We start from the raw sequence: 17,799 nt of genomic DNA, 5'->3' as shown, positions 1-17,799 counted from the left end.
GCGGGCTCCGGGCGGGCCGACAACCGCCGCTACCAGGGAATTCGTCATGGAAACACCCGCGCACGAGAACAACGCCCCCACGCCCGCGCAGCGGGCCCTGGACGCACTGTCGGAGAACACCGAGGACACGGCCGCGCTGGACGCCTTGGCCGGCAGCGACGTCCTGATCCCGGTCCCCGACGACGCGGGCGACGAGGAGGCCGCCGACCCCGGCGCCGTCGCGCTGCCCGTGCTGGAGCAGCCGGGAGGCACCCAGGTGGTGCCCGTCTTCACCTCCGAACTGGAGATGGCCGGGCTGCTCCCGTTCGTTTCCCGCTACCGCCTGGTCCCGCTCGGCGCCCTCGCCGCGCAGTGGCCGGCCGACGACCTGTCCCTCACCATCGACGGCAGCTCCGAGCACCGCCTGACCCTGACCTCGGAGGGGGTCCGCACCCTGCTGGCCCGCCCCTGAGCGCCCGGCGCCCGGGCCCCGGCCCGTCCCGCTCGCACCGAGCCGGACGAACCGGGGCCTTCGTCGTCCCGGGACTCTCGTCCGACCGTCCTGGCGTCCCACGCCACCCGCAGGGCCGTCGCGGAGATCCGCCGGCCCTCGGCCGTCCTGACCGGTTCGGTACCGGTGTGCCCGGTGGGGACGAAGGCGCCCCCGTGCGTCCGCGAGCACGGAGGTGCTCAGCTGGGCGCCCCCGCACGGTGGCCCGGTCGTCGTCGATCTCCACACCGTCGTTGGTGTCCAGCCGCGCGGTCAGGTCGGACAGCGCCGTGCCGCGCGGGGTCCGGTGCGGCACGGCGTCGCGCCCGTGGACGGCCCCGACGGGCATTTCCGCGACGACGTCCTGGGTGGGGACGGCCCGCGCCACTCCTCGCTTCGAGGGCCCCTCGTCCAGGGAGCGCAGGCAGTGGCTGATCAGGTCGGTCATGGTCGCGCGGTCGGTCGGTGCCCGCACCTGCCGTCGCATCTCGGCGGTGTCCATGACCGCGGGCCGGCGTCCTCGAGCGCGCTTGAGGACGAGCGGTCGTGCCGGGCTGAGGGCCCGGCTCAGTCCCCGAGCGCCCGGGCCAGGGCGGCGCGCTGGACCGGGAGGGTCTCGGCGTGCAGTTCGCGGCCCCGCGCGGTGAGCTGCACGTATACGCCGCGCCGGTCCGTCGGGCAGGCGCTTCGCTCGACCAGGCCGTTCTTCTCCAGACGGGCGATCAGCCGGGACAGCGCGCTCTGGCTCAGATGCAGCCGGCCGACCAGGTTCTGCACCCGGCACTGCTCGCCGCTCGGGGGAGTGGCGGTCGCGAGCAGGTCGAGCACCTCGAAGTCGGAGGCGCCCAGGCCGTAGGGGTGCAGGGCGCGGTCGATCTCGCCCTGGGTGCGGGCGTGTACGGCGAGGATGTCACGCCACCGTTCCTCGAGCCGCGCCTCGTCGGTCGTCCCTGCCATACGGGAACCGTAACATTTGTTCGAAATTCAATGAACTCCTGGCGGTGTCAGGCCGACGCCCGTTTCGCCCCGGGCGGGCCGACCCGCCCTCCGGCGACGGCTGGAAGGACCGGGCGCTGTTCGGCCGCGACGACCGCGCACTGCTCGCCATGGGGTGGTTCCGTCACCGCTTTCCCGTTCAACCTCCTTGCTTTGCAAGGGCGTTGACTCCGGACAAGCTGCCCGCGGTGCGGGACACGGGCACCCCGGGCGCGGCACAGTGGGAGGGCGCCGGAGACGAGGAAGCCCGGCGCGGAGGTAGGTGGACGACATGCTGAGGAATCCCGCCGACGGGACACGACTGCGCATCCTCGCCTGGCTGGCCGAACCGGACCCCGCCGGACGCGGCCTGACCGCGGACGACATCGCCGCCCGCCTCGGCGTGCCCCATCCCGTGGCCCTCACGCACCTCCGGCTGCTCACCGCCCTCGGCCTGCTCCACCCCACCGGCCAGGACGACGGTCTTCACTACCGCCGCGACGAGATGCGCCTCGCCGAGGTGACCCAGCTGTTCGAGAAGGGCTGGTGACCGCCCCGCCGGGTACGGAGGAAGCCCTGCCGCTACGCTGACCACCCGAGCGAGTGGGAGACGTACGACGGTGACAGGCCCGGAACCCGGTGAGGCACGGCCCCGCTCCGCGTTCCGCGCCCAGGCGCCCGTCGTCGCGGCGGTCGCGGCGGGCGGGGGAGCGGGAGCGACGGCCCGGTACGCGGCCACCCTGGTGTGGCCCACCCCGGCGGGCGGCTTCCCCTGGACGATTCTGTGGGTGAACGTCGTCGGCTGCGCCCTGATGGGCGTCCTCATCGTGGCCGTCACCGAGTGGCGTACCACCCACCCTCTGCTCCGCCCGTTCCTCGGCACCGGCGCCCTCGGCGGCTTCACCACCTTCTCCACCTACGCGGTCGACGTGCACGGCCTGTTCGAGGACGACCGTCCGGCACCGGCCCTGCTGTATCTCGCCCTCACCCCGGTGACGGCCCTCGCCGCCGTGTGGGCGGCCACCGCGGCCGCCCGCCGGGCCCTCCTGGAGCGGCCGGCGGGCGGAGGCGCCCGATGAACTGGCTGTACGTGCTGCTCGGAGCGATGGTGGGGGCGCCTCTGCGTCATCTGACCGACCGGGCTGTGCAGGCCCGGTTCGGAACGGCGTTCCCCTGGGGGACGTTCACCGTCAACGTCGCCGGCAGCCTGGTCCTCGGCCTGCTCGCCGGCGCGGCGGCCGCGGGCGTCGCGGGATCCGAGCTGCAACTGCTGCTCGGCACCGGCCTGTGCGGCGCGCTCACCACCTATTCGACCTTCTCCAGCGAGACCCTCCGCCTGGCGGAGAGCGGCACCTTCGGGTACGCGGCGGCCAATGTCCTGGCGAGCACGGCGGTCGGCCTGGGCGCCGCCTTCGCGGGGGCCGCCCTGGCCGGGGCGGTGTGGCCGTAGGGTCACTGCCCGGCCTCGCGCAGGGGCGCGCCCACCTCCCGCAGATGACGCAGCGCCGTGCGGTGCGAGGCGACGAGACCCGACCGGCAGTACGGGATGCCCAGCTCGGCGCAGTACCGCTCGGTGATCACCTGGGCCTCCGCCAGGGCCGGCGTCGGCATGCTCGGGAAGAGATGGTGCTCGATCTGGTAGTTGAGGCCGCCCATGAACACGTCGGTCAGCGCACCGCCGTCCACGTTGCGGGAGGTCAGCACCTGTCGGCGCAGGAAGTCCAGCTCCGTCCCCTCCTCGACCATCGGCATGCCCTTGTGGTTCGGGGCGAACACGGAACCGAGGTACAGGCCGAAAAGCCCCTGATGGACGGCGACGAAGGCGAGCGCCTTGCCGGGGGAGAGGAGGGTGAAAATGCCGCCGAAATAGACGGCGAAATGCGCGACGAGGAGAGTGCCCTCCAGTACGGGCCGTTTCATCGACGGGCTCCGCAGCGCCCGGAAGCTGCTGAAACTCAGATTCAGGCCCTCAAGGGTCAGCAGCGGGAAGAAGAGCGCCGCCTGGTGTTTCCCGATGAATCGGGCAGGACCCTTGGCCTGTCGTGCCTGACGGCGTGACCAGACGATGATGTCGGGCGCGACGTCCGGGTCCTTGTTCTCGTGATTCGGGTTCGCGTGATGGCGGGTGTGCTTGTTCATCCACCAGCCGTAGCTCATGCCGAGGAGCACGTTCGCCACCACGAGACCACCCGTCTCGCTGGGGCGCCGGCGGGAGAACACCTGGCGGTGCGCCAGATCGTGCGCGGCCAGCCCGAGCTGCCCGGACACGACGGCCAGCGCGGCCGCGACGAAGAGCTGCGACCAGGCGTCACCGATGACCAGGAACGCCGCGACGCCACCGGCGAGGGCGAGGCCGACGGCCGTGAAACGCACCGTGTAATACAGCGGACGGCGACGCAGCAGACCCGCCTCCGATATGCGTCGGGAAAGTTCGGAGAAGTCGCTCCCCTTTCCGCTGCTTCTGTTTTCCTTGCCCGCGGAACGGGTGTCGGTCAGTACCGTCGAATTGGCCATGCGATGCAGTATGCGGTCGCTTTCCCACCCGAAGAAGGGCGGTGGCACCCGCATGTGGGAGGACGGTCACCCCCGGTGCGGAGGGGGTGGTGGCCCCAGGCCGGGGGTGCGGCCGGCACCACCCCGGACCCGCCCCGGCTTGACAGCCCCCGCGGGTGGCCCGCACGATCGGCCCGTGAACCTGTCAGACAGCCAGACAGGTGGTGCGGAACCGCGGCGCGTCAGCGCGACGGAGGCGGTGCTCGCCCACCTCCGCGACGCCATCGAGCGCGGTCACTACGCGATCGGCGACAAGCTGCCCTCCGAGGCGGAGCTGTGCCGTGAACTCGCGGTGTCCCGCCCGGTGCTGCGCGAGGCGCTGCGGGCACTGCAGACGATGGGTCTGACCGTGTCCCGCACCGGCAAGGGCACCTTCGTGGTCGCCGACGCCGTGCAGGATCCCACCTTCGGCGACTACACGGCGGGACACCTCATGGAGGTGCGCCGCCACGTCGAGATCCCGGTCGCCGGATATGCCGCCCGCCGCCGCACCCCGGAGGACCTGGACCGGCTGCGGGGCCTGCTGGCGCGGATGGAACGGGAGACCGACACCACCGCCTGGGCGGCCATGGACACCCTGTTCCACCTCGCCGTGGCCGAGGCCGCCCAGAATCCCGTCTTCCGTCGGGTGATCGAGGAGATCCGGGACGCGCTGGCCCGCCAGTCCGCCTTCCTCAACGAGCTCGGCGGCCGCCGCGCCCACTCCGACCGTGAGCACCGGGCCATCGTCGAGGCCCTGGCCGCCGGCTCCGAACAGGGCGCCGTGCGGGCCATGACCCACCACCTGGACCGTGTCGAGACCACCCTCACCGACATCGTGCGCTCCGCGCGCACACCGGGCCCGCGCACCACCCCCGCGCCGGCCCGCCACGACAACCCGCAGGCAGTGTGATGCACAGCAGTCCTCCCGCGGCCGCGCCCCCGGTCCGCGCACCCCGCCACGCCCCCGTCGCCCACCTCGTACGCGGCGGGGTCGTCGAAGGCGTCCACTACGGCTCCGTCGTCGTCCTCGACGCCGACGGCACGGCCGGCTTCCGCCTCGGCGACCCCGAGGCGGCGTTCTACCCGCGCTCCGCGCTCAAGCCCGTCCAGGCGGTGGCCATGGTCCGCGCCGGCCTCCCGCTCGACGGCGACCTGCTGTCCCTCGCGGCGGCCAGCCACTCCGGCGAGGAACGCCACCTCGACGGCGCGCGCCGGATCCTCGAACGGGCGGCCCTGACCGAGGACGACCTGCGCAACGTCCCCGACCTGCCCTTCGGCCCCGCCGTGCGGGACACCTGGGTGCGCGCGGGCCGTGGCCCCTCCCGGCTCGCCCAGAACTGCTCCGGCAAGCACGCGGCCATGCTGTACACGGCGAAGCTGAACGGCTGGTCGCTGGACGACTACCTCGACCCGGGCCACCCCCTTCAGCAGACGGTCGCCGAGACCGTCGAGGACCTCACCGGGCAACGCGTCGCCACGGTCACCGTCGACGGCTGCGGCGCCCCGCTGTTCGCGGTGTCGCTGGAGGGCCTGGCCCGGGCCGCCTCCCGGATCGTCGGCGGCGCGCCCGGCACCCCCGAGCGCCGGGTCGCCGACGCGATGCGCACCCACGCCGAGATGGCGTCCGGGGAGGGCCGCGACGTGGCCGCGCTGATGCGCGCGGTGCCGGGGCTGCTCGCCAAGGACGGCTTCGAGGGCGTCCAGGTCGCGGCACTGCCCGACGGCCGCGCGGTCGCGGTGAAGATCGCCGACGGCGCCGGCCGCGCCCGCGTCCCGGTCACCGCGGCGGCCCTCACCCGCGCGGGCGTCGACCCGTCCCTGCTCACCGCCTTCGCGGGCGAGACGGTCCTGGGCGGCGGCCGCCCGGTGGGCGGGGTGCGCCCGGTGGCGGGACTGGGGGCGGCTGCGGAGGCGGTGTGCGTCTGAGAGCGGGGTGACCTGGCCGGTGCGGCCTCCGGCAGTGGGCCGAGGGGAAGCCCGGACGTCCTCAGTCCTGCGGCACCGGCCCCCATCTGAGCCGCAGGTACACCGCCACCCCCGCCCCGCCCAGCAGGCCCGCACCGGTGATCGTCCACCACACCGGACGGTCGTGGGGGTCGTCCTCGCGGGGCGCCGGCACCGCCACCGCGTCCGCCTCCGGGCCGCCCGGCGGGGCGCTGCGCAGGGCGTCCAGGGAGCCGACCGGGTCGACGCGGTCGGCCGCCTCGAAGCCCCAGTCGAGAAGGGCGCGCGCCTCCTCGTAGACCGCGTGTCCGTCGTCCGAGCGGGGATTCATGACCGTCGCCACCAGGGTCCGGCCGTCGCGGCGGGCGGCCGCGACCAGAGTGTTGCCCGCGTGGCTGGTGTAGCCGTTCTTCACGCCGATCAGCCCCCGGTACGGGGCCACCCCGTCCGCCCCGGTGAGCAGCCGGTTGGTGTTGACGATCGGGTAGGTGCCGCCGTCACGGGCCGGGAAGATCGCCTCCGCCCGCGCGCAGTACTCCGCGAACTCGGGGCTGCGCAGCCCCGCCCGGCCGAACACGGTCAGGTCGAACGCCGACGACACCTGACCGGGCGCGTCGTAGCCGTCCGGCGACTTCACCCGGGTGTCGCGGGCGCCCAGGGCCCGCGCCTTCTCCTCCATCCGCTCGGCCGTGACCCGCCAGCCGCCGTTGAGGGCCGCCAGGACGTGCACGGCGTCGTTGCCGGAGTTGAGGAAGACCCCGTTCCAGAGGTCCGAGACGCGGTACGTCCGGTTCTCGGCGACCCCGACGAGACTGCTCCCGGGCCCGATGCCCTCCAACTCCTCCGGGGCGACGCGGTGCCGGATGCCGGACGGCAGGGCCGGCATCACGGTCAGCGCGAACAGCGTCTTGAGGGTGCTGGCGGGCGGCAGTTTGCGGTGCGCGTCGTGCGCCGCGAGCACCGTGCCGGTGTCGGCGTCGGCGATCAGCCAGGAGCGGGCGGACAGGTCCGGGACCTCGGGCGCCCCCGCGCGCGGACGGACGTGCGTGCCGGGCCGGTACAGCAGGGACGCGGGTGCGTCCGTCGTCCGCGGTCCGGGATCGACGCCGGGTCCGGTGGTCGCCGCGGCGGGCGCGAGCGCCAGCAGGCCCGCCGCGCAGAGTACGCACCCCGACACGGCAGCCCGCGAAGCAAATCCGATAGTCATATCGCAAACGTAGGAAGGGGTGTCCCGATCGCCGCGCTGCCCCGGCCGGGAGCCGCGCGCGAGCACTCGGATGCTCTTCCCGGCTTGCGGCGGCCCGGCGGGCACGTTCGACCCCGGCGTGCGCAAGTCCCGAGGCGGCCCGGGACCCCGCGCTCTAGGCTGGGCGGATGTTCAGCCCCGAAGGCCCCCGACTGAGCGAACTGGCCGTCCAGGCGCTGTCGTCCGTCGAGCGCGGCTACGACCTCCTCGCCCCGAAGTTCGACCACACCCCCTTCCGCACCCCCGATTCCGTGCTGGACGCCACCGTCGCCGCACTGCTGGAGTCCGGCCCCTACGGCACCGGGCTCGACCTGTGCTGCGGCACCGGCGCGGGCGTGGACGTGCTGCGTCAGGTGTGCCGGGACGCCGTCACCGGCGTGGACTTCAGCACCGGGATGCTGGAGGTCGCCCGCTCGCGCAGGCGGCCCGAGGGACCCGACGTGTCCTGGGTGCGGGCGGACGCGCGGGCGCTGCCGTTCGGCCCGGAGTTCGACCTCGTGGTCAGCTTCGGGGCGCTCGGGCACTTCCTGCCGTCCGAACTGCCGGGGCTGTTCGCGCAGGTGCACAAGGTGGTGCGGCCCGGTGGCCGCTTCGTCCTCCCGGTCGTCGCGCCGCCCCGGCCCGGCTCCCCGGTCCACGCGATGCTGCTCGGCTTCGACACCGTCATGCGGGTGCGCAACGCCGTATGGCGCCCGCCGTTCGTCATGTACTACCGCGCCGTGCGCTTCGGCGATCTGTGGCACGGACTGGAGCGCGCGGGGTTCCGCGTGAGTTTCTGCGCCCTCCCCGAGTTCGGCCGCCGCCGGGACGGCAGCCCGCGGGTGCGGCTGCTCGTGGCGGAGAAGGGGGAGGGGCGGTCGCCGGGCACGCACTGAGTCTGTGTTCCGAACTCACCCGCGGGAATCCGTTGGATTTTCCAACTCACAAGCCTAGAGTGGCTCGCGTGACGACGACTGCCTATGACGCGACGCAGATCGATCCCCGCTGGTGGTCCTGGGAGGGCATGCACGGCGGCTGGGTCGCCGGTGCGGCGCTGACCGCCGTACGCGACTCGTACACCGGCGGGGACCGGCCGGTGCGCTCGCTGACCACGCACTATCTGGCCCCGGTCGGGACCGGCCCGCTGCGCTTCTCCGGAACCGCGCCCGCGGCCGGCCGGCGCACCGCCACCTGCCTCTTCACCGGGCACCAGGACGGCGAGCCGGTCGTCCTCGGCTCCGCGCTGTTCGGACACGGCCGCGGCGGCCCCGCGCACGCCGGCCTCACCGCGCCCGAGGTGCCGGAGCCGGACGACTGCCTCCCCGTCGAACTCCCCGCCGATCTCGCGCTCTTCGCCCGCCAGCTGGAGATACGCCCCGCCACCGCCGACCTCCCGCTGGCCGGCGGACCCCGGGCCGTGCTCGTCGCCTGGGTGCGCTTCCGGGACGACCGGCCGGTGGACGCGGCAGGTGTCGCCACACTCGCGGACGTCCTGCCGCCCGCCCTCTATGCCCGCTGGCACACACCGCGCCCGGTCCCGACCGCCGAGATGACCGTGCACTTCACCGACGCCCTCGACGACGGCCCCGCGCACGGCTGGAGCCTGGTCCGCATCCGCACCGACCACGCGGGCGGCGGCTGGGCCGTCGACGACAGCGCCGTGTGGTCGGCGGACCGACGGCTGCTCGCCGCCGCACGGCAGGCCCGCGTGGTGCGCGAGCCGCTGACCCCTCAGACCGCGGCCGGCACCATGAACTCGTAGACCAACGCGTCCTGCTGGGCGTCGATCACCAGGTCCGTCAGCTCCAGCGGCCGGGCGTGCTGGTCGTGCACCTGCCGGGTGACCCGCACCGACGGCGTGCCCTCGATGCGGGTGATCGTGTCGCGGTGGTGCAGCGACAGGCCCGCCCGGCGCATCCAGTCGTAGCACCGGAGCAGTTCGGCGGCGCCGGTGCCGTCGGCCCGGTCGCGGTAGCGGGCCAGCTCCTCCACCTCCGCGAGCGCCACCGCGGAAAACGATGTCACCGCCGTACGCTGCTCCCGCCCGCCGGGTGACGCGGACCAGTACCGGTGCACGAGCGTGGGCCGGCCGGGCGCCAGTCCCAGGTGCTCGGCGTGGCCGGGCGGCGGGACCTCCCAGGCGACGGTGGCCCTGGCCACCGTGTCCCGCCCCGCCTGCCGCGCGCCGAGCGGGAAACCGGCGGCGGTCGGGGCCCCCGCCGGCACGCCCGGCAGCGCGGCATGGCTGCCCCGCCGGTCGGTGGCGACCAGCCCTTCCCGCCGCAGCAGCTGGAGCGCCTGCCGCACGGTCTCCCGGCTGACCCCGAAGTGCTCGGCCAGCCGGCGCTCGCCCGGCAGCCGTTCGCCGGGCGGGACGGTGCCGGTGCGCAGTTCGCCGAGCAGTTCGGCGGCGACCCTCCGGTACAGCGGCTCCCCGCCGGTGAGGGTCCGGCGGATATGGACATGCTGGTGCGGGGTGGTGCGGGCCATGCCGCGCCCTCCTGTTGGTGACGTTCCGTGGCCGTGCGGGCTCGTTGAGCCACCACATCTAGCATTGGTCTACACCAACAGGGAAGCCCGGTCCGGCAGTTCGGCCGGAACCGTGCGGTCCGTCAGACGCGGTCCCGCATCCAGCGCAGCTGCGCCGCCTCCTGGTAGGGGCCGCCGCCCTCGTGGTCGTTGAAGTCGTACACCTCGATCGTCTTGTCCTCGTGCGCCCAGGCGTTGAAGGCGGCGAACACCGTGGAGGGCGGGCACGTCTGGTCCTCCAGCGCCGCCGAGAACAGCGCGGGCGCGGTGCCGCGGGCGGCGAAGTGCACGCCGTCGAAGTACGACAGGGTGCGCCGCACGTCCGCCGCACGGCCGCGGTGCGTCTTGAGGAAACTGCCGATCTCCCGGTACGGGTTGCGGTCGGTGAGCGTCGTCGCGCGCGGGAAGTCGCAGAGGAACGGCACGTCCGGCGCGACGCCCGCCAGATCCGGCACCAGGCCGCCCACCGCGATCGTGATGCCGCCGCCCTGGCTCCCGCCCGTGGCCACGGTCCGGCTCGCGTCGGTCGACGGGTGCGAGCGCGCCGCCTCCACCGCCCGCACCGCGTCCGTGAACACCCGGCGGTAGTAGTAGGTCTCCGGTGCGTCGATGCCGCGCGTCATGTAGCCGGGGAACGCAGGACCGGACCCCACCGGATCCTCGGTGCCACCGCCCCCGCCCCACGCGCTGCCCTGCCCGCGGGTGTCCATCACGAAGTGCGCCCGGCCGGTGGACGCCCACAGCAGGTGCTCGTGCGGCAGCCCGCGGCCGCCGCCGTACCCGACGAACTCCACCACCAGCGGCAGCGGTTCGGCGGCGCCGGCGGGCAGGGTCAGCCAGCCCTTGACGGGATGGCCGCCGAACCCGGCGAACGTCACGTCGAAGACCTCCACGGTCGTCAGCCCCGTGTCGACCGGCTCGAACCGCGCGTCCAGGTCGAACCGGCGCGCCTCCTCGAGCGTGCCGGACCAGAACGCGTCGAAGTCCTCGGGCTCCGTGGACGCGCTGCGGTACGCGCGCAGCTTGTCGAGGGAAAGGTCGAACAGGGCCATCTGGGACCGCCTTCGTGAAGGGACCGTGCGAAGCGAGGACACGCTACGTGGATCATGCGGCGGCCCGCCAGGGTGCGGGGGAGAAGACGCTGGTGAGTGGTGGGGAAAGCGGTTGCTCCGCGTGGGGCTCCACGGTGGCTCAGACGCCGCGGTGCGTCCACAGCGGACCGGTACGGGCCCAGTCCCGCTCCCACTCCTCCAGCCGGCGCCGCAACGCCACCCGCCGCACCGCGCGGTGCGCGAGCAGCAGCACGGCCGCCGTGCTGCCGGCCGCCAGGGTGCCCATGCCGATCCCGTACTGCCACACCGACGCGTCGTCGACCGGCGGCAGCACCTCGCGGCCCCGGGAGTCCAGCCAGACGTGGACCGGTTCGCCGGGGCGGACATGCGCCGGGACCCGTGCCGTGGCCGTCCGGGTGCCCTCCTCCGGGTCCGTCCAGCGGACGGTCGCCCGGGTGGCGTGCCGCCGCTCGGACCCGGACGAGGCGTGGGCCTTCGAGGGACGCTCCAGGACCTCCGCGCGCACCCGGTGGCGGTCGGCGCGCTGCTCGTCGGCGGCCGCCCGCGCGTCCGCGTACGTCCACCGGGTGGTGAGCACGCCCGCGAGCGGCACCGTCAGGCACAACAGCACGGCCACGGCCACCGCCGTCCACGCCTCGACGACGTCCGACCGGCGGCACAGCGGTCCGCGCCGCCGCCGGGACAGCACCCGCGTTCGCATCCTTCGCCTCCCCTCGCCGTCCACCGCAGCCGTGGGGGTGACGGGCCGAACGCGGCGGCGGACCCAGCGGCTCCGGGACGCGTCTCACGTCACGCGCGGAACTGGTCCGGGCCGGGTGCCCCGGCGGCGGGCGCGCGAAACGACGCAGGCCGCGCGTCGCCCGTACGGCGGGTGAGGCCGGGTCAGCCGAAGCGCTCGATGCGGATGCGTTCCACCGGCTGCCCCGCGGCCACCAGCAGCCGGGAGGCGTGCTCGGCGAAGGAGTTGGAACCGCACACATAGGCCTCCCACCCACCGGGAGGCTGCTCGGCCAGGAGCGGCGCCACATGTGCGGCGGCCATACGTCCGACCGCCGTGCCCTCCGGGGCGGTCCGCGTGAACACCGGTGTGGTCTCCGGCCCGTACTCGTCCGCGTAGATCAGGTCCTCCGGGCCGCGCGCCGACACCAGCAGGCGCAGGGGGAAGGTCAGACCGCGGGCGCGGTGGTGCCGCACCATCGACATCAGCGGGACCACGCCCGAGCCGGCGCCCAGCAGCAGCGCGGGCCGGTCGCCCGGCCAGGCGAAGAAGCCGCTGAGCGGGCCGCGCATCTCGATCCGGTCGCCGGGGCGGGCCACCGTGTGGAACCAGCCGGAGACCTCGCCGTCCCGCACCCGGTCGAGGGTCAGCTCGATGTGCCCGGAGTCGTCCGGCGCCGAGGCGATCGAGTAGTGGCGCTGGGCCGTGTACCCGTCCTCCGCGACCAGCCGCACCATCAGGTGCTGGCCGGGCAGATGCCCCGGCCAGCCCGGCACCGCGAACCGGAAGGTCGACACGCGGGGCGTCTCCCGGCGGATCTCCGTCAGCGTGGCCGTCCGCCACACCGACGCGGTCTGCTCGCTCACGCCGATGCGCCCGGGCACGGCGAACCGTGTGGCCGGCGCCGCCGGCCGTGTCATCTGCTCAGTCACCGGAGTACCGCTGCTCCTCCCACGGGTTGCCCCGCGCGTGATAGCCGTTGGTCTCCCAGAAGCCCGGCTCGTCGTGGTCCAGCAGCCGCAGTCCGGCGATCCACTTGGCGCTCTTCCAGAAGTACAGGTGCGGCACGATCAGCCGCGCCGGGCCGCCGTGCTCGGCGGGCAGCGGTTCGCCGCCGTACTCCCAGACGATCCAGGCGCGACCGCCGGTCACGTCGGCGAGGGGGAGGTTCGTGGTGTACCCGGTGTGCGCGTACGCCACCACGTGCGTGGCCGACGGAAGGGGCCGGACCTGGTCCAGGAAGGCGTCCAGCGAAACGCCCCCGAAGCGCACGCCGAACTTCGACCAGCCCGTCACACAGTGGATGTCCCCCTCGTACGCGTCGGCGGGCAGCGCGTGGGCCTCCTCCCAGTCCCAGGTGCGGGGCTCGGCCACCAGGCCGTCGATCCGGAAGGTCCAGTCCTCGGGCGCCAGGTCGGGAGTGACCTCGGCGGACAGGACGGGCCATTCGTCCCGCGCGTCGTACTGGCCGGGCGGCAGCCCGGGGTTGTGCACGCGAGGGCGGCCGGTGAAGCCTCGGGTGATGTTCACGTGATCGGCGATTCCGTTGCGGGTGGTGCTGGTGCGTTTCCTCGCCCCACGGTACGGGGTGTGCGCGGTCGCGCGCGGTACGGGGCGGTGTGGCGCTGTGCACGGACTCCGGCGCCCTCTGCACGTGCTGTGCACGGACTCGGGCGCCCCCTGCACGTGCTGGGGGCGCGTCCCTGCCGTTTCGTTGGCGTCGAGGGGCGGCTGCGGGCCGTCGGTGGCTTGTCGCGGCAGTTCCCCGCGCCCCTGAGGGGGCGCTGCTGGAGGCGCCCCTCCGGGCCGGCACTTTCGCCACGGCGCTCAGCCCAGCCGCCCGCGGCGACACATCCCGCGCCCCTGGAGGCGCCGTATCCCCGTGATGATCGTCGGGTAGGGTGGCCGTCCGGCCGCGGACCGACCCGGCCGTCCACCGAGGAGGTGAGACCCATTACCGCTTGTCAGGTCGGGTGCTCTCACCTCGGAGCGACACGGTCCACCCGGAGCGGGTGACCCCGAGAGCGCCCTTCGGACCCCGAAAGGCCAGGCTCTTGCCCCACCGTTCCGACCCTTCCCCTCCTTCTCCCGCCCTCCCGTCCCGTGACGCGGTCGCGGCCACGCTGCGCGCGGCGGGCTGCGTCTTCGCCGAGGACGAGGCCGACATGATCCTCGCCGCGGCGGACGGCGACCCCGGCACCGTCGATGGCATGGTCGCCCGCCGCGCCGCCGGACTGCCCCTCGAACTCGTCGTCGGCTGGGCCGAGTTCGGCGGCCGGCGGATCCTCGTCGAACCGGGCGTGTTCGTACCCCGCCGGCGCACCGAATTCCTCGTCGAGCAGGCGCTCGCCCTCGCGCCGGACGCCTCCGTCGTGGTGGACCTGTGCTGCGGCTCGGGCGCGGTCGGCGCGGCGCTGACGGCCGCACTGGGTGCGGCGTCCCTGCACGCCGCGGACATCGACCCGGCCGCGGTGAGCTGCGCCCGCCGCAACGTCGCGTCCCTCGGCGGCCACGTCCACCAGGGCGACCTGTTCGACGCGCTGCCCGCACGGCTGCGGGGCCGGGTGGACATCCTCGCCGCCAACGTCCCGTACGTGCCCAGCGACGAGATCGCGCTCCTCCCGGCGGAGGCCCGCGACCACGAGCCCCGCGTCGCCCTCGACGGCGGCGCGGACGGCCTCGACATCCTCCGCCGCGTCGCCGCGGAGGCCCCGGCGTGGCTGGCCCCGGGCGGCCACCTCCTGATCGAGACAAGCCCGCACCAGGCCCCGGAGGCGCTGTCCGCCTTCACCGAGCCGGGCCTCGAAGCCCGCCTGGCGGTCTGCGAGGAGCGCCCGGCGCGGGTGGTGATCGGCAGAATGCCGTGAGGACGGGTACGCGCTGACACGCCCGGACCTGGACCTCGGAACCGTCTTCCGCTGAGCCGCCCGGCGCCTCGCGCCACGGGCCTGGGGGAGGCGCGGGTGCTGCCCGGCCGTACGGGGAGGGGTTCGGCGTGTGCGCCGCACGGGGCTGGGCCACCGATCCGCCTGACGGCCGGTCCCCGTCGTGGCTGTCTCGCCTCGCACGGCGGGTCGGTTCCGAGGGGCGGACCGCCCGGCTCGTTGTGCGCGCTGCGGCTCCGGTGGTGGGGTGGGTTGTTCGGTAGGCGGTTGTGTGGTCGGGCAGTCTGACGGCCGGTTCCCGTCGTGGCTGTCTCGCCTCGCACGGCGGGTCGGTTCCGAGGGGCGGACCCCCCGGCTCGTTGTGCGCGCTGCGGCTCCGGTGGTGGGGTGGGTTGTTCGGCAGGCGGTCGTGTGGTCGGGCCGCCCGACGGCCGGTCCTCGGCGTGGCTGTTCCGCCGGCGCGGCGGGGTCTACCGCGGGGGAGGGACCGCCCGGCTCCTGCGTGCTCCACGTCCGGTGAGTCGCCCGCCCTCGGGCGGGGAGGGGGCGGTGCTCGCGCGGCACGCGGCTGTGGCGGCCCAGGCTGCCCGTAGGCCAGGGCTCCGCGGCCCGGCTCGGGGCTCCGGGCCGGAGGGGTCCTGCGGCGTCCTGGCAGGGCGCCGCGCCCCAGGGATCCGTCGTGGGTGACCTTCGCGGGGCGCGTCCCCGTGGCGCCCCGCCTGCTCAGTCCCCGGACGTCGTCACCCGGGCGATCAGCAACGCCACGTCGTCGAAGTTGTCCGGCTCGTGCAGCGTGCGGAGGAGGAGTTCGCAGACGTCGTCCAGGGAGCGGGACGGGGTGTCGAGGAGGGTGAGGAGACGGTCCAGGCGGGCGTCCAGGGGGTCCCGGCGGGTCTCCACCAGGCCGTCGGTGTAGAAGACCAGGCGGTCGCCCGGCTCCAGGTCGACCTCGGTCGTGGCGAAGGCGACCCCGCCCACGCCCAGCGGCACGCCCGTGGGCAGGTCCAGCAGCTCGGGCGTCCCGCCGGCGCGGATGCGGACCGGGGGAAGATGACCGGCGTTGGAGATGACGCAGCGCCGCCCGCGGGGGTCGTGGACGGCGTAGACGCAGGTGGCGATGGCCTCGTCGAGTTCGACGGTGATGCGGTTCAGGTGTTCCAGCAGCACCGCCGGGTCGAGTCCCAGAGACGCCAGCGTGTGGGTGGCGGTCCGTAGCCGGCCCATCGTGGCGGCGGCCGGGATGCCGCTGCCCATCACGTCGCCGACCACGAGCGCCGTACGGTCGTCGTCCAGCGGGATCACGTCGAACCAGTCGCCGCCGACCTCGCTGGTGGCGCCCGCCGGCTGGTAGCGGGAGGCGACCTCGAGCCCGCCCGTCACGGACGGATGACTGGGCAGCAGGCTGCGCTGGAGCGTGAGCGCGGTGTCGCGGGCGTTCTGGTACCAGCGCGCGTTGTCGATCTGTACGGCCGCCCGCGAGGCCAGCTCCCGGGCGAGCAGCAGGTCGTCCTCGTCGAACGGCCGGGGGTTGCGCGTCCGGATCAGGTCGATCGCGCCCAGCACCTCCCCGCGCGCGATCAGCGGCACGGCCAGGTACGAGTGGACGCCGGCCCGGGCGAGTATCTCGGCGGCCTCGGGGGAGCGGGCGATCCGCAGCAGGTCCTCGTCCTTGGCCTGCGGCACCATCACCGGCAGCCCCGTACGCACGCACTCGGTGATCAGCCGGTCCGGCGCGTACCGGATCACCTCGCCCGGCGGGTCCGCGGCCGGCACCGCGTCGGACGCGTCGACCCAGCGCACCGCCAGCGCCCGCATCAGCGCCGGCTCGGCCGGGCCGAGGACGGTGCGCCGGCCCCGTACGACCGCGTCGAGCAGGTCCACCGCGGCGGCGTCGGCCAGTTCGGGGACGGCCACGTCGGCCAGCTCGCCGGACGTGCGGTCCAGATCCAGCGTGGTGCCGATCCGCGCGGAGGCGTCGGCGATCAGCGCGATCCGGCGGCGAGCCGTCTCCGCCTCGGCGTTCGCCCGGTACTGGTCGGTGACGTCCACGACCGACACGGCCACGCCCAGCACCGTGCCGAGGGTGTTCTCCAGCCGGTACAGGGACACCGTCCAGGCGTGGTCGGTGTCCGGGTCGGCCGGGGTGCGGCCGGTCATCGACCGGTCCACCACCGGACGCCCGGTCCGCAGCACCTCCCGGGCCGCCTCCTCGATGTCCGCCGCGTCCACCAGCGGCAGCACCTCCCGCATCGTGCGGCCCAGGTGCTCGTCGGCCGTCAGGCCGTTCATCTGCTCCAGCGCCGGGTTCACCGACACGTACCGCAGATCCGCGTCGAGGACGGCGAGACCGATGGGGGACTGGGCGACGATCCGGGTGGACAGCGCGACGTCCTGCTCCAGCCGCCGCACCGTCGACTGGTCGACCGCGAGACCGAGGGCGTACACCTGCCCCTGGTCGTCCAGCAGCCGCATGTTGCGGAACTCCACCAGCCGGGTCCCGCCGTCCCTGCGCCGGACCGGGAAGGCCCCCGCCCAGCTCCGCCCGGTGCGCATGACCTCGGTGAACAGCTTCTTCACCAGATCGAGGTGCTCCTCGTGCACCATGATCCGGGCGGCGTACCGGCCCAGCGCCTCCTGGGCGGTGTAGCCGAACAGCTCCTCCGCCTGGGGACTCCACAGCACGATCCGTCCCTCGGCGTCCAGGACGATCGAAGCCACGCGCAGGACGTCGAGCAGCCCGCTGGGACGCGCCGGACCGTCCCCGCCGGCCGGGAGTGACCACGCTGCGCTCATCCCACGCCCCGCCTTCGCCGAGTCCGCGGCACGCCGTCGCCGCGCCGCCGTCCCTTTGTTCTACCGCGCGCGAGGGCGATTTTCCGCCGCTCCTGTCGTCCCGTTCCTGCTCTCCCCCCATCCTGGCCGGTGACCGCGCCCGCGTCACCGTGGGAGGAGCGCGCGGGGGGTGCGCGGGTAGTGCGTTCCGGCGTGCGGTGCTTTGCTGAGGTAGGGCGGGGGACGGCGGGGCGACCCCGAGAGGAGCGATCACGATGGTCAGCGAGCCCACGCACCCGGAATCCGTGTCGGTCGAGATCAGCGGATGCAGCAAGGACGACGCCAGGATCGTCTTCGACACCCTGTGCGCCTGCTTCTCGTCGGACCGGTGCGCCGACGACGTGCCCGAGGAACTGCACGAGACCCGGCCCACGGTCTGGCTCGGCACGTTCGACGTGGCCGACGCGCACGAAGGGGAGGCGCGCCCCGCGCGGCTGTCCTCCTCGGTCGACGCCGACGCGCACGGCGGCTACTGGGCGATCGACCGGTTCCGCACCGCGCTGGACGACCTGTTCCGGGTGAGCGACCTGAGCAAGGTCTCCGGCGACCAGGAGCGCGAACTGCACGTCCGTCTCGAGAGCAGGTGAGTGCCGGCGGATGAGCCGGGCCGGAAC

At 74.4% G+C, this 17,799-nt stretch carries 19 protein-coding genes; 10 read left to right on the top strand and 9 right to left on the bottom strand.

Translation table 11 applies throughout. From position 1 onward, the window contains the following. Window positions 1-46: 46 nt before the first annotated feature. Window positions 47-451: an SseB family protein gene (locus tag MTR79_RS20075; RefSeq protein ID WP_048456516.1), complete on the top strand. Its 405-nt coding sequence runs from the start codon at window positions 47-49 to the stop codon at window positions 449-451. A 585-nt stretch (window positions 452-1,036) separates the two neighbouring features. Here MTR79_RS20075 and MTR79_RS20070 read toward each other — a convergent pair. Then, the gene (locus tag MTR79_RS20070) at window positions 1,037-1,426 is read right to left on the bottom strand and encodes a MarR family transcriptional regulator (RefSeq protein ID WP_048456517.1); all 390 of its coding nucleotides are present in this window, start codon (window positions 1,424-1,426) and stop codon (window positions 1,037-1,039) included. Between the two features lie 301 nt (window positions 1,427-1,727). On the opposite strand from MTR79_RS20070, the gene MTR79_RS20065 reads away from it, so the two are divergent. The 3 genes from MTR79_RS20065 to crcB all read left to right on the top strand — a co-directional run bounded on the left by MTR79_RS20065 (window position 1,728) and on the right by crcB (window position 2,894). Then, window positions 1,728-1,994 (top strand): helix-turn-helix domain-containing protein, encoded by a 267-nt coding sequence (locus tag MTR79_RS20065; RefSeq protein WP_048456518.1) that lies wholly within the window; start codon window positions 1,728-1,730, stop codon window positions 1,992-1,994. 70 nt (window positions 1,995-2,064) lie between these two features. Next, window positions 2,065-2,523: a CrcB family protein gene (locus tag MTR79_RS20060; protein ID WP_244791623.1), complete on the top strand. Its 459-nt coding sequence runs from the start codon at window positions 2,065-2,067 to the stop codon at window positions 2,521-2,523. After that, window positions 2,520-2,894, top strand: coding sequence for a fluoride efflux transporter CrcB (crcB, locus tag MTR79_RS20055; RefSeq protein WP_244791621.1), 375 nt, complete (start codon window positions 2,520-2,522; stop codon window positions 2,892-2,894). Before MTR79_RS20060 ends, crcB begins: the two co-directional genes overlap by 4 nt. A gap of 2 nt (window positions 2,895-2,896) precedes the next feature. Here crcB and MTR79_RS20050 read toward each other — a convergent pair whose 3' ends face one another. After that, window positions 2,897-3,958 (bottom strand): acyl-CoA desaturase, encoded by a 1,062-nt coding sequence (locus MTR79_RS20050; RefSeq protein ID WP_244791619.1) that lies wholly within the window; start codon window positions 3,956-3,958, stop codon window positions 2,897-2,899. A 175-nt stretch (window positions 3,959-4,133) separates the two neighbouring features. Here MTR79_RS20050 and MTR79_RS20045 point away from each other — a divergent pair, with 175 nt between their 5' ends. Then, window positions 4,134-4,889 (top strand): FadR/GntR family transcriptional regulator, encoded by a 756-nt coding sequence (locus tag MTR79_RS20045; RefSeq protein WP_244791617.1) that lies wholly within the window; start codon window positions 4,134-4,136, stop codon window positions 4,887-4,889. Then, window positions 4,889-5,905: an asparaginase gene (locus MTR79_RS20040; RefSeq protein WP_244791615.1), complete on the top strand. Its 1,017-nt coding sequence runs from the start codon at window positions 4,889-4,891 to the stop codon at window positions 5,903-5,905. The genes MTR79_RS20045 and MTR79_RS20040 overlap by 1 nt, the downstream gene beginning before the upstream one ends. Before the next feature lie 61 nt (window positions 5,906-5,966). Here MTR79_RS20040 and MTR79_RS20035 read toward each other — a convergent pair whose 3' ends face one another. Then, on the bottom strand, window positions 5,967-7,130 hold the full coding sequence (locus tag MTR79_RS20035) for a serine hydrolase (RefSeq protein ID WP_244791614.1): 1,164 nt from the start codon (window positions 7,128-7,130) through the stop codon (window positions 5,967-5,969). Window positions 7,131-7,297: 167 nt separating this feature from the next. Here MTR79_RS20035 and MTR79_RS20030 point away from each other — a divergent pair, with 167 nt between their 5' ends. Beyond that, a complete protein-coding gene (locus tag MTR79_RS20030; RefSeq protein ID WP_086701890.1) occupies window positions 7,298-8,044 on the top strand; it encodes a class I SAM-dependent methyltransferase in 747 nt (248 codons plus the stop codon). Window positions 8,045-8,112: 68 nt separating this feature from the next. Beyond that, window positions 8,113-8,910 carry a thioesterase family protein gene (locus MTR79_RS20025; RefSeq protein ID WP_244791612.1) on the top strand — a complete coding sequence of 266 codons (798 nt, stop codon included), beginning with the start codon at window positions 8,113-8,115 and terminating at the stop codon, window positions 8,908-8,910. On the opposite strand, the gene MTR79_RS20020 is transcribed toward MTR79_RS20025, so the two are convergent. The 5 genes from MTR79_RS20020 to MTR79_RS20000 all read right to left on the bottom strand — a co-directional run bounded on the left by MTR79_RS20020 (window position 8,880) and on the right by MTR79_RS20000 (window position 12,998). Further along, window positions 8,880-9,638 (bottom strand): GntR family transcriptional regulator, encoded by a 759-nt coding sequence (locus tag MTR79_RS20020; RefSeq protein ID WP_086701888.1) that lies wholly within the window; start codon window positions 9,636-9,638, stop codon window positions 8,880-8,882. The genes MTR79_RS20025 and MTR79_RS20020 overlap by 31 nt on opposite strands. A gap of 122 nt (window positions 9,639-9,760) precedes the next feature. Beyond that, on the bottom strand, window positions 9,761-10,729 hold the full coding sequence (locus tag MTR79_RS20015; RefSeq protein WP_244791610.1) for an acetylxylan esterase: 969 nt from the start codon (window positions 10,727-10,729) through the stop codon (window positions 9,761-9,763). Window positions 10,730-10,868: 139 nt separating this feature from the next. Continuing rightward, window positions 10,869-11,450, bottom strand: coding sequence for a hypothetical protein (locus MTR79_RS20010; protein WP_086701885.1), 582 nt, complete (start codon window positions 11,448-11,450; stop codon window positions 10,869-10,871). 182 nt (window positions 11,451-11,632) lie between these two features. Beyond that, window positions 11,633-12,388, bottom strand: coding sequence for a ferredoxin reductase (locus MTR79_RS20005; RefSeq protein ID WP_086701884.1), 756 nt, complete (start codon window positions 12,386-12,388; stop codon window positions 11,633-11,635). A 4-nt stretch (window positions 12,389-12,392) separates the two neighbouring features. Then, on the bottom strand, window positions 12,393-12,998 hold the full coding sequence (locus MTR79_RS20000; protein ID WP_244791608.1) for a sulfite oxidase-like oxidoreductase: 606 nt from the start codon (window positions 12,996-12,998) through the stop codon (window positions 12,393-12,395). 524 nt (window positions 12,999-13,522) lie between these two features. On the opposite strand from MTR79_RS20000, the gene MTR79_RS19995 reads away from it, so the two are divergent. After that, window positions 13,523-14,335 carry a putative protein N(5)-glutamine methyltransferase gene (locus MTR79_RS19995; protein ID WP_244791606.1) on the top strand — a complete coding sequence of 271 codons (813 nt, stop codon included), beginning with the start codon at window positions 13,523-13,525 and terminating at the stop codon, window positions 14,333-14,335. Between the two features lie 741 nt (window positions 14,336-15,076). Here MTR79_RS19995 and MTR79_RS19990 read toward each other — a convergent pair. After that, window positions 15,077-17,146: a SpoIIE family protein phosphatase gene (locus MTR79_RS19990; RefSeq protein ID WP_086701879.1), complete on the bottom strand. Its 2,070-nt coding sequence runs from the start codon at window positions 17,144-17,146 to the stop codon at window positions 15,077-15,079. A gap of 254 nt (window positions 17,147-17,400) precedes the next feature. Between MTR79_RS19990 and MTR79_RS19985 the strand changes: the two genes are divergently transcribed. Then, complete coding sequence (locus tag MTR79_RS19985) at window positions 17,401-17,772, top strand: hypothetical protein (protein ID WP_086701878.1); 372 nt, start codon at window positions 17,401-17,403, stop codon at window positions 17,770-17,772. The last annotated feature ends 27 nt before the right edge of the window (window positions 17,773-17,799 follow it).

This window comes from Streptomyces sp. BJ20, from assembly GCF_022869105.1.
Classification (GTDB): domain Bacteria; phylum Actinomycetota; class Actinomycetes; order Streptomycetales; family Streptomycetaceae; genus Streptomyces; species Streptomyces griseoincarnatus.
The sequence above is the reverse complement of the archived record's forward strand: the minus strand, read 5'-3'. Positions and strand labels throughout refer to the sequence as shown.